The sequence below is a fragment of the Streptomyces sp. NPDC021225 genome (assembly GCF_044332865.1).
GTDB lineage: Bacteria > Actinomycetota > Actinomycetes > Streptomycetales > Streptomycetaceae > Streptomyces.
This window is the reverse complement of sequence record NZ_JBIRPV010000009.1, coordinates 188,864-206,245: the sequence shown is the minus strand read 5'-3', so window position 1 is coordinate 206,245 and position 17,382 is coordinate 188,864. Positions and strand designations below refer to the sequence as shown.

The 17,382-nt window shown below is 76.1% G+C and carries 1 protein-coding gene and 1 pseudogene; both read right to left on the bottom strand.

Features of this window, described 5'->3' with window-relative positions:
• Positions 1-29: 29 nt before the first annotated feature.
• A pseudogene (locus ACH4S9_RS33505) lies at positions 30-10,778 on the bottom strand (SDR family NAD(P)-dependent oxidoreductase); the annotation flags it as partial.
• A 91-nt stretch (positions 10,779-10,869) separates the two neighbouring features.
• Positions 10,870-17,340 carry a type I polyketide synthase gene (locus tag ACH4S9_RS33500; protein WP_398375423.1) on the bottom strand — a complete coding sequence of 2,157 codons (6,471 nt, stop codon included), beginning with the start codon at positions 17,338-17,340 and terminating at the stop codon, positions 10,870-10,872.
• Positions 17,341-17,382: the final 42 nt, after the last annotated feature.

The following is a 17,382-nucleotide window of genomic DNA, read 5'->3' as shown; positions in this document are numbered from 1 at the left end:
CGTGGCGCGCGCCCGCTCGATCGCGCGCATCAGCTCAGCCCGAGTTCGTCGTCGATGTAGCGCAGCAGGTCGTCCTCGCTCGCCGCGCCGAGCTCGTCCACACCGCTGTCGGGCTCCCCGGTGGCGTCCCGGGGGCCGGAGCGCTCCCGCCAGCGCGCGAGAAGCGTCTCCAGCCGGGCCGTCACCTTCCTGACCTCGGTCTCGTCCCGCTCCTCGGCGAGCATCGCCTCGAGGCGCTCGAAGGTCTCGGTGCCCCACTCGCCGGTGTCCGTCTCAGGCAGCAGCAGCCCGAGCAGATGGCCGCTGAGCAGCTCGGGGGTGGGGTAGTCGAAGACCAGCGTGGTGGGCAGCCGGGTGCCGGCCACCCGGGCGAGCCGGTTGCGCAGTTCCACGGCGGTGAGCGAGTCGAACCCCAGGGTGGTGAAGGACTGGGCGGGGGCGATCCCGGTCGGCTCCGCGTACCGCAGCACCGCGGCGACATGCTCGCGGACCAGGTTCAGCAGGGTCTCCAGCCGCTCGCCGGGGTCGAGTTCGGCCAGCCGCCGGCGCAGCGCCTGGGCGTCCAGGGTGGTGGCGCGGCGCAGCGGGGTGCGCACCAGCCCGCGCATCAGGGCCGGCACCAGGGCCTCTTCGGTGCGCAGGCGCGCGGGGTCGAACCGGATCGGCGCGGTGTGCGCACGGCCGGAGGCGAGGGCGTGGTCGAACAGCGCGAGCCCTTCCTCGGTGGTCATCGGGGACAGGCCGCCGCCGCTCATGCGCCTCAGGTCGGTCTCGTCGAGCGCGCCGGTCAGCCCGCTTGCCTCGCCCCACAGGCCCCAGGACATCGAGGCCGCGGGCAGGCCCGCGGCCCGGCGCCGAAGCGCCAGGGCGTCCAGGAAGACGTTGGCCGCCGCGTAGTTGGCCTGCCCCGGCGCGCCCAGCACACCGGCGGCGGAGGAGAACACCACGAACATCTCGAGGTCGTCTCCGGTCAGCTCGTGCAGATGCCAGGCCGCGTCGACCTTCGGCCGCAGGACCGTGGCCAGCCGTTCCGGGGTCAGCGCCGTCACCACGCCGTCGTCCAGGACACCGGCCGCGTGGACGACGCCGCGCAGCGCGGGGATGTCCGCGAGCAGTCGCGCGGCGGCGGCGCGGTCCGCGACATCGCAGGCCGCGATGCGCACCCGGGCGCCCGACTCCATCAGTTCGCCGGCGAGTTCGGCCGCGCCGGGGGCGTCCATGCCGCGCCGGCCCACCAGCACCAGGTCGGTGACGCCGTGGACGGAGACCAGGTGGCGAGCCACGGCCGCGCCGATGAGCCCGGTGCCGCCGGTGATCAGCACCGTGCCCTCCCGGGGCGGCCGGGCGCCGGTGTTCCGGGCCTCGGTGTCCGCGTCCGCCAGGGCCAGCCGGGGCACGAACACCGCGCCGCGCCGGATCGCGATCTCCGGCTCCTGCCCGGCCGTCGCGGCCGCCAGCACCTCAAGGGGGATGTCCTCGGCGCCGGTGTCGCTGTCGACCAGCCAGAACCGGTCGGGGTGTTCGGTCTGTGCCGAGCGCATCAGCCCGTGCACCGCGGCCTGCGCCAGGTCCACGGTGTCCGCGCCGGACACCTCGACCCCGCCGCGGGTCACGACGACCAGCCGGGTGTCGGCGAGCTTTTCGTTGGCCAGCCACTCGTGCACCCGCTCCAGTACGGCGGTCAGCAGATCGCGGACCCGGCCGGGCACCTCGCCGTCGCCCGCCGGGAGGTCCGAGCAGTCCCAGAGCACTGGGTTCGCGCCCTCCGCGACGGCGGTCGCGATCTCCTCGATGGACGCGCCGCCCGCCCAGAGCCTCGGGCGCACCTCGTCCGCGGGCACCGTGGGCCCGGTGGCCCGCGCCGGGTCCCACGGCTGCCAGTTCACCGTGTACAGCGACCGCGCGGCGGCCGCCCCGGCCGGGCGCAGCCGCTCGGCAGCCACCGGGCGCAGCGTCATCCGGTCCATGCTCAGGACGGGCGCGCCGAGGTCGTCGACGGCGCGGATGTGTACGGCGTCCTCGCCCGCGGGTGACAGCGCCACCCGCACCGACCGGGCGCCGTCCGCCCACAGCCGCACCCCGGACCAGGCGGCGGGCAGCAGCGGTCCAGCGGCCCCGGCCGGGTCGGCGTCGCCCGGCAGCCAGGCGTGGCACACGGCGTCGAGGAGCACGGCCCGCGCTCCGGCGCCGCCCGCCGCCTCGTCGGGGAGGACCACCTCGGCGAACACCTCGTCGCCGCGCCGCCAGGCGGCGCGCAGCCCCTGGTAAGCCGGGCCGTAGCCGTGGCCGCGCCGGAACAGCTCGTCGTAGCGGTCGGTCACGTCCAGCGGCGTGGCCTTCGACGGCGGCCATACGCCGGCCAGTTCCGCGAACCCGGTGTCCGCGGTGTGGTCGCCCGGCTCCAGCGCTCCGGTGGCGTGGCGGGTCCACCGGTCGTCCCCCTGCTCCTCGCCCCGCTCTTCCGGCTGCGCGTGGACGGTCAGCTCGCGGCGGCCCGCGTCGTCCGGCGTTCCGGCCATCAGCTGGACGCGTACGGCGCCCGTGGCCTCCAGGACCAGCGGCGTGTCCTGTTCGAGGCGTGCGACAGCGCTCCCGCCGAGGTGGTGTGCGGCGTGGAGTGCCCAGTCGAGCAGCACACCGCCCGGCACCACCACGGTGTCCTGGACCGTGTGCTCGGCCAGCCAGGGCTGTCCGGCGACCGAGAGCCGCCCGGTGAACAGGACCGTGTCGGTGCCTGCCGGGGTGACCGCGGCGGTCAGCACGGGGTGGCCGGTGGGCCGCTGCCCGACGCCGCTCGCGTCGCCGGACTCCTGCGGCGCCTCCAGCCAGAACCGCTCGCGCTGGAAGGCGTACGTCGGCAGGTCCACGGGGGCGTTGGCGGTCGGGAGCAGCGCGGGCCAGTCCACCGGGACGCCGCGCGTCCACAGCGTGGCCGCGGAGCGCAGCAGTTCGGCGCGCTCGTCCGTCTCGCGCCGCAGCGTGCCGGCCACGACCACCTCGCGGCCCTCGGCCCCGAGAGCGATGTCCTCGATGGCCGCGGTGACCACGGTGTGCGGGCTGACCTCGACGAAGGTGTCCACGCCCTGGTCGACCAGGGTGGCCACCACATCGGCGAACCGCACGGGCTCGCGCAGGTTGCGGAACCAGTACTCGGCGTCGGCCGCCGGGCCGTCCATGGGCTCTCCGGTCACGGTGGAGTGCCATCGGATGTCGGCGGGGCCCGCGGTGATGTCGCTCAGCTCCGCCAGCAGCCGGTCCCGGACCAGCTCGACCTGCGGGGCGTGGGAGGGGTAGTCCACCGGGATCCGGCGGGCGCGGACGCCGTCCGCCGCGCAGCCGTCGAGCACCCGCCGCAGCGGCTCCTCGTCGCCCGCGACGACGACCGCGGCGGGGCCGTTGACGGCGGCCACCGAGACGGCGCCGACATCGCCCGCGTATCGCTCGACGAGTTCACGCGCCCGGTCGGCGGACACCGCCAGCGACGCCATGCCGCCGCGGCCCGCCAGCTGACCGGCGATGACGGCGCTGCGGGTGACCACGATCCGGGCCGCCTCGGACAGCGACAGCGCGCCCGCCACACAGGCCGCGGCGATCTCGCCCTGCGAGTGGCCGACGACCACCGAGGGGGTCACGCCGACGGCGCGCCACAGCTGCGCCAGCGACACCATCACGGCCCACAGCGCGGGTTGCACCACATCGACCCGCTCCAGCGACGGGGCGCCGTCCGCGCCGCGCAGCACATCGATCAGACTCCAGTCGGCGTGGGCGGACAGCGCCTCGCCGCAGCGCTCCAGCCACTGGGCGAACACGGGCGAGGAGTCGAGCAGCCCGAGCGCCATGCCGGTCCACTGGGCGCCCTGTCCGGGGAAGACGAACGCCACGGTGGTGCCGGGGCGTACCGTGCCGGTCACCACCCGCTCCTCGTCCGGCTCCCCGCCGGCCAGGGTGTCCAGGGCGCCGGTGAACCCGGCGTGGTCGGCGGCGAGGACCACCGCGCGGTGGTCGAGCACCGCGCGGGTGCCGGCCAGGGCGACCGCGGCCGCCGCGAGGCCGATGCCCTCGGCGGCGGCATCGCGCAGCCGCCCGGCCTGGCCGCGGAGGGCCGCAACCGACTTGGCCGAGAGCGTCCAGGGCAGCACCGCGCCGGCCGGCGTGTCGACGGCGGGGGGCGCGGGCTCGGCGGCCATCTCGGCCTCGGGTGCCTGTTCGAGGACGACGTGGGCGTTGGTGCCGCTGATGCCGAACGAGGACACCGCGGCGCGGCGCGGACCGCCCGTCTCGGGCCAGGGGATGTGCTCGGTGGCCAGTTGGACGTCGCCCGCCGTCCAGTCGACGTGCCGGCTCGGCTCGGCCACGTGCAGGGTGGCGGGCACGGTGCCGTGGCGCATCGCCAGCACCATCTTCATGACCCCGGCGATCCCGGCGGCCGCCTGGGTGTGCCCGATGTTCGACTTCACGGAGCCCAGCAGCACCGGACGGCCCTGCGGCCGGTCCTGCCCGTAGGTGGCCAGCAGCGCCTGGGCCTCGATCGGGTCGCCCAGCGAGGTGCCGGTGCCGTGGGCCTCCACCACGTCCACCTCGGCCGCGGTGACCTCGGCCTTGGCCAGCGCCTGGCGGATGACCCGCTGCTGCGAGGGGCCGTTGGGCGCGGTGAGTCCGTTGGACGCCCCGTCCTGGTTGACCGCGGAGCCCCGGACGACGGCCAGGACGCGGTGTCCGTTGCGCCGCGCGTCCGAGAGCCGCTCCACCAGCACCAGGCCGGCGCCCTCGGCGACCCCCATGCCGTCGGCGTCGGTCGAGAACGCCTTGGAGCGGCCGTCCCGGGCCAGTCCGCGCTGCCGGGTGAACTCGGCGAACACCACGGGGGTGGCCAGGACGGTCACCCCGCCCGCGAGGGCGAGGTCGCACTCGCCGCGCTGGAGCGCGCTGACCGCCATGTCGAGCGCCACCAGCGACGAGGAGCAGGCGGTGTCCACCGTGACGGCCGGGCCCTCGAAGCCGAAGGTGTAGGCCACCCGGCCCGTCGCCACGCTGCCCGCGTTCCCGCCGGTCAGGAAGCCGGCGACGTCCTCGGGCACGGACCGCAGCCGCGCCGCGTAGTCGTGGTACATCAGGCCCGAGAACACGCCCGTACGGCTGCCCCGCAGGCCCGTCGGGTCGAGACCGGCCCGCTCGATCGCCTCCCACGCCAGCTCGAGCAGCACCCGGTGCTGCGGGTCCATGGCCACCGCCTCGCGGGGCGCCACGCCGAAGAACGCGGCGTCGAAGTCGGCGACGCCGTCGAGGAAGCCGCCCCGGTCCACCATGGAGCTGCCGGGGCGTTCGCCGGTCGGGTCGTACAGCGTCTCCAGGTCCCAGCCGCGGTCGGCGGGGAATCCGCCCAGCCCCTCGCCGCCCTGGACCAGCAGGTCCCACAGGTCCTCCGGGGAGTCCACCCCGCCGGGGAACCGGCAGCTCATCCCGACGATGGCGATGGGCTCCTCCGGCGCGACCACGCGCACCGCCTCGTCGTGCCCGGGGGTCCGGCCGGCCAGCAGCGAGTGCAGATAGGCGCCCAGCGCGGCCGCGTTGGGGTAGTCGAACACCAAGGTGGCGGGCAGCCGGACACCGGTGGTCTCGTCCAGGCGGTTGCGCAGCTCCACGGCGGTCAGCGAGTCGAAGCCGAGGTCCTTGAAGCCGCGGTCCGTGGCGATCGCGTCGGCGGTGCTGTGGCCGAGCACGGTGGCGGCCTGCGTGCGGACCAGGGCGACCAGCAGGGCCTCGCGCTCGTCGTCCGGTGTCGCGTCGTACCGCTCCCGCCAGCCGCCCGCCGGGGCGGGGCCGGACGCGCGGCGGGCGGGGGTGCGCACCAGGGCGCGCAGCAGCCGCGGTGCCTCCCGTCCGCCGTCCTGGCCGCGCGGCAGGTCCAGCCGGACGGGCAGGGTGTGGGCGTGGCCGAGGGCGAGGGCGTGGTCCAGGAGGGCGAGCCCTTCCCCGGTGGTGAGGGGGCGCAGCCCGGCCCGGCTCAGCCGGCGCCGGTCCATCTCGTCGAGACCGGCCGTCAGCTCGCTGGTCTCCTCCCACAGGCCCCAGGCCAGGGAGTGGGCGGGCAGGCCCTCGGCCCGGCGGCGGACCACGAGCGCGTCCAGGAAGGCGTTGGCCGCGGCGTAGTTGGCCTGTCCGGGGGTGCCGAACGTGCCGGCGGCCGAGGAGAACAGCACGAAGGTGGCGACGTCGCGGGTGAGTTCGTGGAGGTGCCAGGCGGCGTCGGCCTTCGGCCGCAGCACGGTGTCGAGCCGCTGGGGCGTCAGGTCGGTGACCACGCCGTCGTCCAGGGCGCCGGCCGCGTGGATGACGCCCCGCAGCTTCGGGATGCCGTCCAGCAGGGCCGCGAGGGCGGCGCGGTCGGCCACGTCGCAGGCCGCCAGCCGCACCTGGGCGCCCGCCTCGGTCAGTTCGGCGGCGAGCCGCGCCGCGCCGGGGGCGTCGGCTCCCCGGCGGCTGACGAGGACCAGTTCGGTGACGCCGTGTGCGGCCACCAGGTGCCGGGCCACCGCCGAGCCGACGACTCCGCTGCCGCCGGTGATCAGCACGGCGCCCTCGCCGGACCACGGGGGTGTGGCCTCGGCGGCCGCCGGGCCGGGCCGGGTCAGCAGGGGGACGAACAGCCGGTCCGCGCGGACGGCGGCCTCCGGCTCGCCCGCCGCCACCAGCGCGCCCAGCGCCTCGGCCGGGATCCGGCCACCGTCGCCGTCGCCGTCGCCGTTGCCGTCGATCAGCAGCAACCGGTCCGGGTGTTCGGACTGCGCGGACCGCACCAGCCCGTGCACCGAGGCGTGGACCGGGTCCACGCGGTCGTCGGCCTCGGCCGGCACCGCGTCGCGGGTCAGCACCGCCAGCCGCGCGGCCGTGGCGCCCTCGTACGCCAGCCACGCCTGGATCCGCTCAAGCACCGTACGGTTCAGGGCCCGTACCGCGCCGGGGACGTCGTCGGCGGGCACGGCCACGGCGGCGCAGTCGAGCAGCACCACGTCCGGGCCCTCGGCCAGGACGTCCTCGACGGACATCCCGTCGGCCCACTCGGCCACGCGCGCGACCGCGGCGGGGGCCTGTAGCTGCCACCGGTCCCAGCGGGGCAGATACAGCGACCGGGCCGAGGCCGCGCTCCCTTGCTCGGCCGCCATGGGCCGCAGCACCAGCTCGTCCACGGCCGCGACGGGGGCGCCGGTCGCGTCGGCGGCCCTCAGGCGTACGGCGTCCTCGCCCGCAGCCGTCAGCCACACGCGCGCCGTCCGGGCCTCGGTCGCCCAGGCCCGGACGCCGGACCAGGCGAACGGCAGGCGCACTGCTCCCTCGTCCCCGAAGAGCCCGCCGAGTCCGGTCGCGTGCAACGCCGCGTCCAGCAGCGCGGGGTGGACGACGAAGCCCGCCACCTCCGTGTCGTCGGCCAGCGCCACCTCGGCGAACACTTCGTCGCCGCGCCGCCACACCGCCCGCAGCCCCTGGAAGGCCGGGCCGTACTCGTAACCGCGCTCGAAGAGCGTGTCGTAGAAGTCCCCCACCTCGACGGCCGAGGCTCCCGGCGGCGGCCAGGCTCCGGCCAGGGGGCCGGGCTCGGCGGGGGCCGGTGCGGGGTCGGGGGTGAGGGTGGCCGTGGCGTGCCGGGTCCACTCCGCCGGGTCATCGCCTTCGGTGGCGTCGGGGCGGGAGTGGACGGTCACGGTCCGCGCGCCGGACTCGGCGGCCCCGGCGATCTGGACCTGGAGGGTGACGCCTCGGGTGCCGGCGGTGCCGTCCAGGGGCAGTGGGGTCTGAAGGGTCAGCTCGACGAGGTGTTCGCAGCCGAACTCCCGGCCCGCCGCCAGGGCCAGCTCCACGAAGGCGGTGCCGGGCAGCAGCACCTGGCCGAGCACCGCGTGGTCGGCCAGCCACGGCTGGGTGGCCGGGGACAGCCGGCCGGTGAGGACGGCCGAGTCGGCGTCGGCGGGCCGGGTGGCGGCGGTCAGCAGGGGGTGGTCGGCCGGGTCGAGGCCCAGGCCTGTGGCGTCGCCGGAGAACACGGGGGCCGCCGACCAGAACCGCTGCCGCTGGAACGCGTAGGTGGGCAGGTCGACCGGCGCCGTGGCGGGCGGGACGAGCGCCGGCCAGTCGACGTCGACCCCGCGGGTCCACAGCGTGGCCGCCGACCGGGTCAGCGCGGCGCGCTCGTCCTGGTCGCGGCGGAGCGATCCGGCGACCACCACATCGCGCCGGCCCCCGGCCGCGGCCAGGTCCTCGATCGCGGCGGTCAGCACGGGGTGCGGGCTGACCTCGACGAAGGTGTCCACGCCCGCGTCCAGCAGCGCGGTCACCGTCTCGGCGAACCGCACCGGCTGCCGCAGGTTGCGGTACCAGTACCGCGCGTCGCAGGCCGTGGGGTCGGCCGGTCCGGCTGTCACCGAGGAGTACATCGGGACGGTCCCGGCGCGCGGGGTGATCGGGGCGGCCAGCTCCAGCAGCCGCTCGCGCAACCGCTCGACGTGCGGGGTGTGGGAGGCGTAGTCCACGGGGATGGTGCGGGTCCGCACCCCCTCGCTCTCGGCGGTGGCGACCACCTCGGCGAGCGCGTCCGGGGCGCCGGCGATCACGGTGGCAGCCGAGCCGTTGACCACGGCCACCCACACGCCGTCGCGCCCCGCGATGAGTTCGGTGGTCCGCTCCACGGACGCGGCCACCGAGACCATCCCGCCCTGGCCGGCCAGGTCCTCGGCGATGACCCGGCTGCGCAGGGCGCTCAGCCGGGCCCCGTCGGCCAGCGACAGCACACCGGCGGCGCACGCGGCGGCGATCTCTCCCTGGGAGTGGCCGACCACCGCGGCGGGGACCACGCCGAGCGAGCGCCACAGCGCGGCCAGGGACACCATCACCGCCCACAGCGCAGGCTGCACCACATCGACGCGGGTGAGCGCCGCCTCGTCCCGCACCACCTGGTGCAGATCCCAGTCCACATGGGGGGCGAGCGCCTCGGCGCAGGCCCGGAAGGACTCGGCGAACACCGGGGACGACTCCAGCAGCCCGGTGGCCATGCCGACCCACTGCGACCCCTGGCCGGGGAAGACGAGCGCCGTCCTGGCCCCGGGCCGGGCCAGCCCGCGCACCGTGTCCGGCAGTTCCTCGGCGCCCCCGGCCAGCGCGTCCAGTTCGGACAGACACGCGCCACGGTCGGCGGCGAGGACGACGGCGCGGTGGTCGAAGGCGGCCCGGGTGCCGGCCAGCGCGGCGGCGAAGGCCGGGTCCGGCAGGGTGTCCGCGCCGCCACCGCCGAGATGGGCGCGGAGCGCGGCGGCCTGGCCGCGCAGCGCGGGGGCGCTCTTGGCGGACAGCGTCCAGGGCAGCGGGCCGCCGCTGATCAGCGGTTGGGGGGCCTCGGCGGTCCCGTCGGCCTCGTCCTGTTCCGGCGCCTGCTCCAGGATGACGTGGGCGTTGGTGCCGCTGATCCCGAACGAGGACACCGCGGCCCGCCGGGGCCTGCCGGTCTCGGGCCAGGGGACGCGCTCGGTGGCCAACTCGACGGCGCCGGTGCTCCACTCGACGTGCGGGGTGGGCTCGTCCACGTGCAGGGTCGGCGGTACGACGCCGTGGTGCAGCGCCATCACCATCTTGATGACCCCGGCCACGCCCGCCGCGGCCTGGGTGTGGCCGATGTTGGACTTCACCGAGCCGAGCAGCAGCGGCCGCTCCTCGGGCCGGTCCTGGCCGTAGGTGGCGAGCAGGGCCTGGGCCTCGATGGGGTCGCCCAGAGTGGTGCCGGTGCCGTGCGCCTCCACCACGTCGATCTCGGACGCGGACACTCCGGCGCCGGCCAGCGCCTGACGGATCACCCGCTGCTGGGCGGGGCCGCTGGGGGCGGTCAGCCCGTTGGAGGCGCCGTCCTGGTTGAGCGCCGAGCCCCGGACGACGGCCAGGATCCGGCGGCCCTCGCGCCGGGCGTCGGACAGCCGCTGGAGCACCAGCAGCCCGGCCCCCTCGCCCCATGCGGTGCCGTCCGCGGCCGCCGCGAACGCCTTGCAGTGGCCGTCCTTGGCGAGCCCGCGCTGCTTGCTGAACTCGGTGAACGCGTCCGGGGTGGCCATCACCATGACCCCGCCGGCCAGGGCGAGCGAGCTCTCGCCTGCGCGCAGTGAGCGCATCGCCAGATGGAGGGCGGACAGCGACGAGGAACACGCGGTGTCGACGGTGACCGCAGGCCCTTCGAAGCCGTAGGTGTAGGAGATGCGCCCGGACAGGATGCTCGAGGCGCTGCCGGTCAGCAGATAGCCCTCGCTGTCCTGTTGGCCGCCCGCGCCGCCGGCCCCGTATCCGGACAGCACACCGCCGATGAAGACGCCCGCCTTCTCGCCGCTCAGATCGCCGGGGTCGATGCCGGCCCGTTCGAACGCCTCCCAGGACGTCTCGAGCAGCACCCGCTGCTGCGGGTCCATCGCCAGCGCCTCGCGGGGCGAGATCTCGAAGAAGTCGGCGTCGAAATCGGCGGCGCCGTCGATGAACCCGCCCTTGTGAATGTAGGAGCTGCGCGGGCGGGCGCCCTCGGGGTCGTACAGGGCGCCCAGGTCCCAGCCGCGGTCCGCCGGGAAGTCCGCGATGCCCACACGCCCGCCCGCGACCAGCTCCCACAGCTCCTCGGGCGAGCTCACGCCGCCCGGAAACCGGCAGCTCATCCCGACGATGGCGATGGGCTCGCGGGCGGCGTCCTCCACCGCGCGCAGCCGGGTGTGGGCGTCGCGGGCGTCTGTGATCGCCTGCTTGAGGTATTCGCGGAGCTTCTGCTCGTTCGACATCCAGGCCTTCTTCAACGATCTGTGGCGATCAACGGGTCACGTCGGGTGGGGGCGGGGCGGCCCGCCTGCCGGTTCAGGTCCACGGCCTGTTGTCCATGAGGTCGAACAGCTCCGCGTCCGTGGCCGAGTCGAGGTCGGGGCCTTCCTCCCGGGCCTCGCCGTCGGTCCACTTGGTCACCAGGGCGCGCAGCCGGGTGGTGAGGCCGGCCCGGCCGGGGTCATCGCCCGTGACCTCGGCGAGGATGGCCTCCAGCCGCTCGATCTCGGTGGTGGCCAGCTCCACCGGGTCGATCTCGGGCACCAGTTGCTGCCGCAGATGGGCGGCCAGCGCGGCGGGCGTCGGGTGGTCGAACACCACCGTGACCGGCAACCGCAGCCCGGTGGCGGAGTTGAGGCGGTTGCGCAGCTCCACGGTGGTCAGCGAGTCGAAGCCCATCGTCTTGAACGGCCGCTCCGCGCCCACGGCGCCCGGGTCGTCGTGGCCCAGCACCACCGCGGCCTGGGTGCGCACCACGTCGGTGAGCAGCTGCTCGCTCTCCAGGGGCGCCAGGCCCGCCAGGCGCTCGGCCAGCCCGCCGCCGGCCGCGGACGCCGCCGGGGTGTCGGCCACGGCCCGCTTGGCGGTGCCGCGCACCAGTGCGCGCAGCAGCGGCGGGACGGCCCCGGTGAACCGGGAGACGTCCAGCCGCACCGGCACGGTGTGGGTCTGGTTGAACCCCACGACGGCGTCGAGCAGGGCGAGCCCCGTCTCGGTGGACAGCGGTTGCACACCGGTGCGGCCCATCCGGTCCAGGTCCGCTTGGTCCAGGTCCCCGGTCAGCTCGCTGCGGTCGGCCCACAGGCCCCAGGCCAGCGACTGCCCCGGGAGCCCGGCTCGGCGCCGGGCCTGCGCGAGCGCGTCCAGGAAGGCGTTGGCCGCCGCGTAGTTGCCCTGCCCGGGCGCGCCGAACACGCCCGCGGCGGAGGAGAACAGCCCGAACAGCGACAGATCGCGGTCGCGGGTCAGCTCATGCAGATGCCACGCGGCGTCCACCTTGGGCCGCATCACGGTGTCGAGGCGCTCCGGGGTCAGCGCGGACACCACGCCGTCGTCGATGACGCCCGCGGCGTGCACCACCCCGCGCAGCTCGGGGAGCCCTGCCAGCAGCCCGGCCAGCGCCTCGCGGTCGGCGGCGTCGCAGGCCACCACCCGCGCGGTGGCGCCGAGTCCGGCGAGCTCGGCCACCAGGTCGGCCGCGCCGGGCGCGTCCGCTCCCCGGCGGCTGGTGAGCACCAGGTCCCGTACGCCGTGGGCGGTGGCGAGGTGGCGGGCCACCGAGGAGCCGATGACGCCCGTGCCTCCGGTGATCAGCACGGTGCCGTCGAGCGGGCCGGGCGGCGTGGTGAGCGCGACCTTGCCGATGTGGCGGGCCTGGCTGAAGTAGCGGAAGGCCTCCGGGGCCTGCCGGGTCTCCCAGGCGGTCACCGGCAGCGGCGAGAGCGCGCCCTGGTCGAACAGCTCCACCAGGTGCGTCAGCATCTCGTTGATCCGGTCCGGGCCGGCGTCGCCGAGGTCGAAGGAGCGGTAGAGCACAGCGTTGGGCCACGCGGCGGTGACGGCGTCCGCCTCCCGGATGTCGGTCTTGCCCATCTCGATGAACCGGCCGCCCGGCGCCAGCAGGTCGAGCGAGGCGTCGGTGAACTCCCGGGCCAGGCAGTTCAGTACGACGTCCACGCCGCGGCCCTGGGTCGCGGTGCGGAACCGCTCGCCGAACTCCAGGGTGCGGGAGGAGGCCAGCCGCTCGGACGGCACCCCGGTCCCCCGGACCACCGGCCACTTGGGCTCGCTGGCCGTCGCGTACACCTCGATGCCCCAGTGGCGGGCCAGCTGTACGGCCGCCATGCCCACGCCGCCGGCCGCCGCGTGCACCAGCAGCGACTCGCCCTCGCGGATCCGGGCCAGGTCCTGGAGCCCGTAGTAGGCGGTCATGAACACCGTGGGCACGGCCGCCGCCTGAGCGAACGACCAGCCGCGCGGCATGGGCGCCAGCGTCCGGCTGTCGGTCACCGACAGCGGCCCGGCGTACGAGCCCGACAGCAGGCCCATCACCCGGTCGCCCACAGCGAAGCGGGTGACGCCGGGGCCGACCTCGACCACCACGCCGGCGCCCTCGCAGCCGAAGGCCACGTCCATGAAGGACTCGGCCATCTTGACCACGCCCAGGGCGAGCAGCACATCCCGGAAGTTCACCCCGGTGGCGCGCACCGCGAGGCGCACCTGTCCCTCGGCGAGCGGCGCCTCGGACTGTGGGCAGGGCACCAGGCCCAGACCCTCCAGGGAGCCGCTGCCGTCCACGTCCAGGCTCCACGCCCCGCCCTCGGGCACGGTCAGCGCGGGCTGCCGCGCGACCCGGCCCAGCCGCGGCACCAGCGCCTCCCCCGAGCGCACCGCGGCCTCGGGCTCGCCCGCCGCCATCTGGGCGGCCACCACGCCGGCCAGCGCGGTGGCCGACCGGGGGTCGCCGTCCACGTCCAGCTGCGCGATCCGGCCGGGGTTCTCCGAACACGCCGAGCGCACCAGGCCTCGTACAGCGGCCTGGGCGACATCGACCGTGTCGCCCGGCGCGGCGGACACCGCGCCGCGGGTCACCACCATCAGGCAGGCCGACATGGTCTCCTCGGTGGTGAGCCAGTCCTGGACGGCGGCGAGCACCGTGCCCGCGGCGGACCGGGCCGCGTCGGGGACCTCGCGCGGGCCGGTGTCCGGCACGGGCAGGACGACCACGTCCGGCACCGGGTCGCCGGACCGCACGGCGTCCCGCAGGGCGGCCAGGTCGGCGAAGGACTCTGCGCCCTCGATCGCCGGGCCGTCACCGCCGCCGAGCAGGGCCAGACGCGGCTCGTCGGCCGAGGCCGCGGGCAGGGCGGTCCAGTCCAGCTGGTACAGCGCGTCCAGCCGGGGCCCCGCCTCCAGGCCGGCGGCCGACACGGGCCGCATGGCGAGGGCGTCGACGGTCAGGACGGGCAGCCCGGCGGTGTCGGTCATGGTCACCGACACCGAGTCGGCGCCGTTCGGCGCCAGCCGAACGCGTGCGGTGGTGGCGCCGGTGGCGTGGAGGCGGACCCCCCCGAAGGAGAACGGCAGCCGGGGCTCCACCTCGGTGGCGCCGTCGAGGGCCGAGGCCACCTGGCTGTGCAGGGCCGCGTCCGCCAGCGCCGGGTGCACCCCGAACCGTCCGGCCTCCGCCGCGCCGGGCTCGCCCAGCGCGACCTCCGCGAACAGCTCCTCGCCGCGCCGCCACAGGGCGCGCAGCCCCTGGAACACCGGGCCGTACGCGTATCCCCACTCCCGCAGGCGCTCGTACAGCCCGTCGGTGCTCACCGGCTGGGCCCCGTCCGGCGGCCAGGTGCCCGCCCCGGCCTCCGGGGGCATGGCCGCCGGTTCAACTGTCAGGGTGCCGGTGGCGTGACCGGTCCACTCGGCCGGTACGCCGTCGTCCCCGGCGGTGGCGCGGGAGAACACGCGCACCGGGCGCTGTGCGTGCTCGTCGAGCCCGCCCACGGTCACCTGGACGTCCACGGCCCCCTCGGCGGGCAGCACCAGCGGGCTCTGGAGCACCAGTTCCGCCACCTGCTCGCAGCCGACGTAACTCCCGGCGCGCAGGGCGAGTTCCACCAGCGCGGTGCCCGGCACCAGCACCCGGCCGAGCACCGCGTGGTCGGCCAGCCACGGGTGGGTGTCCCGGGACAGCCGGCCCGTGAACACGAACCGGTCGTCCTCGGCCACCTCCACACCGGCGGCCAGCAGCGGATGTCCCACGAGCGAGAGACCGGCCCCGGACACATCGCCCACCGCGTGGCCCGGCCCGGCCAGCCAGTAGCGCCGCCGCTCGAAGGCGTACGTCGGCAGGTCCACCGGTGTGCCGTCGCCGAACACCGCGCGCCAGTCGACGTCCACGCCGTGCACCCACAGCTGCGCCAGCGAGGTCAGCATCCGCCGGACCCCGCCGTCGTCGCGCCGCAGGGTCCCGGTGACGACCGCGTCCCGGCCGCTCGCCTGCGCGGTGTCCTGCACCGGCGGCAGCAGCACCGGGTGCGGGCTGACCTCCACGAAGACGGTGTTGCCCTCGGCGAGCAGGGCGTCGAGGGTGTCCTGGAAGCGGATCGGCTCGCGCAGATTGCGATACCAGTACTCGGCGTCCAGCGTCTCGCCCCGCACCGGCGCGGCGGTGACGGTCGAGTACATGGCCACATCGCCGGCCCGGGGGGTCACGGGCGCGGCCAGCTCCAGCAGTTGGTCACGCACCCGCTCGGTGTGCGGCGTGTGCGACGCGTACTCGATGCCGACCTTGCGCGGCCGCAGCCCGGCGGCCTCCGCCGCGGCGCGCACCTCGGCCAGCGCGTCGAGGTCGCCCGCGACGACGGTGGACTCCGGCCCGTTGACGGCCGCGATCCACACCCCGTCCCGGCCCTCGATCAGCTCGCCGGCCCGCTCGGGCGACGCCGCGACGGACACCATCGCGCCCTTGCCGGACAGATGCTCCGCGAACACCCGGCTGCGCAGCGCCACCAGCCGCGCCCCGTCCTCCAGCGACAGCGCGCCGGCCGCGCAGGCTGCGGCGATCTCGCCCTGGGAGTGGCCGACCACCGCGGACGGGACCACGCCGAGGGAGCGCCACAGCGCGGCCAGCGACACCATCACCGCCCACAGCACGGGCTGGACCACGTCGTCCCGCTCCAGCGGCTCCCCGTTCCGCAGCACCTGGATCGGGTCCCAGTCGAGGTGCGGCGCCAGCGCCTGGGCGCACTTGTCCATCGAGTCGGCGAACACCGGGGCGGCGTCGAGCAGTTCGGTGGCCATGCCGGCCCACTGGGAGCCCTGGCCGGGGAAGACGAACACCACGCCGGAGGCGTCGGCCGCGGCCGAGCCGGTCACCACGTGTGCGGACGGCTCGTCGCCGACGACCGCGTCCAGCCCGCCGAGGAGCCCGTCCCGGTCCCCGGACAGCACGACGGCACGGTGCCGCAGACCGGCCCGGGTCAGCGCCAGGGACCGGCCGACGCCGACCGGGTCGGCGGTGGCGGCGGATTCGCGCAGCCGCGCCGCCTGGGCGCGCAGCGCGTCCGGGGTGTGCCCGGACACCACCCACGGCAGCGCCGCGCCCGCCTCGGCGAGCGGGGTGCTCCGGTCGGTCTCCGGGGCCGGCTCGTCGTCCGCGGGTGCCTGCTCCAGGATGAGGTGCGCGTTCGTGCCGCTGACGCCGAACGAGGAGACCCCGGCCCGGCGGGGCTGCCCGGTGTCGGGCCACTCGGTGGCGGCGGTCACCAGCCGCACCGCGCCCGCGCTCCAGTCGACGTGCGGGGTGGGCTCGTCCACGTGCAGGGTGGGCGGTACGACGCCGTGGCGCAGCGCCATCACGGTCTTGATGATGCTCGCCACGCCCGCGGCGGCCGCGGTGTGGCCGATGTTGGACTTCACCGAGCCCAGCAGCAGCGGCCGGCCCTGCGGCCGGTCCTGGCCGTAGGTGGCCAGCAGCGCCTGCGCCTCGATCGGGTCGCCCAGCGAGGTGCCCGTGCCGTGGGCCTCGACCACGTCCACCTCGGACGCGGACAGCCGGGCGCCGGCCAGCGCCTGGCGGATCACCCGCTGCTGGGACGGGCCGTTGGGGGCGGTCAGCCCGTTGGACGCGCCGTCCTGGTTGACGGCGCTGCCGCGCATCACGGCCAGCACCTGGTGGCCGTTGCGGCGCGCGTCGGACAGCCGCTCCACCAGCAGGACGCCGACGCCCTCGCCCCACGCGGTGCCGTCCGCCCCGGCGGCGAAGGCCTTGACCCGGCCGTCGGGCGCCAGGCCCTGCTGCTTGCTGAACTCGGTGAACATGCTGGGGGTCGACATCACCGTCACCCCGCCGACCAGCGCCATCGTGCACTCCCCGGTGCGCAGCGAGTGCGCGGCCAGGTGCAGCGCCACCAGCGACGACGAGCAGGCCGTGTCCACGGTGAGGGCCGGGCCCTCCAGGCCGAGGGTGTAGGAGATCCGGCCGGAGGCGACGCTGGCCGCGTTGCCGATGCCCACGTGGCCCGCCACGTCCTGCTGGGACCCGCCGAGCAACAGGGTGGCGTAGTCCTGGCCGTTGGTGCCGACGAAGACACCGGTCCGGCTGGAGCGCAGCGACCCCGGGTCGATATGGGCCCGCTCGAGCACCTCCCAGGACGTCTCCAGCAGCAGCCGCTGCTGCGGGTCCATCGCCAGCGCCTCGCGGGGCGAGATCCCGAAGAACTCGGCGTCGAACTCGGCGGCCTCGTAGAGGAATCCGCCCGCCCGGGTGGCCGAGGTGCCGCCCTGGCCCTGGTCGGCGCCGAACAGCCCGCCCAGGTCCCAGCCGCGGTCGGCGGGAAACTCCGCGATGGCGTCGGTGCCGTCCGCCAGCAGCCGCCACAGGTCCTCCGGGGAGCCGACGCCGCCGGGGAACCGGCAGCTCATCCCGACGATGGCGATCGGCTCCCGCTCGGCTTGCTCGACCTCGCGCAGCCGCCCGCGGACCTTGTGCAGGTCGGCGGTCACCCGCTTGAGGTAGTCGAGAGTCTTGTCGTCGTCACCCATCGT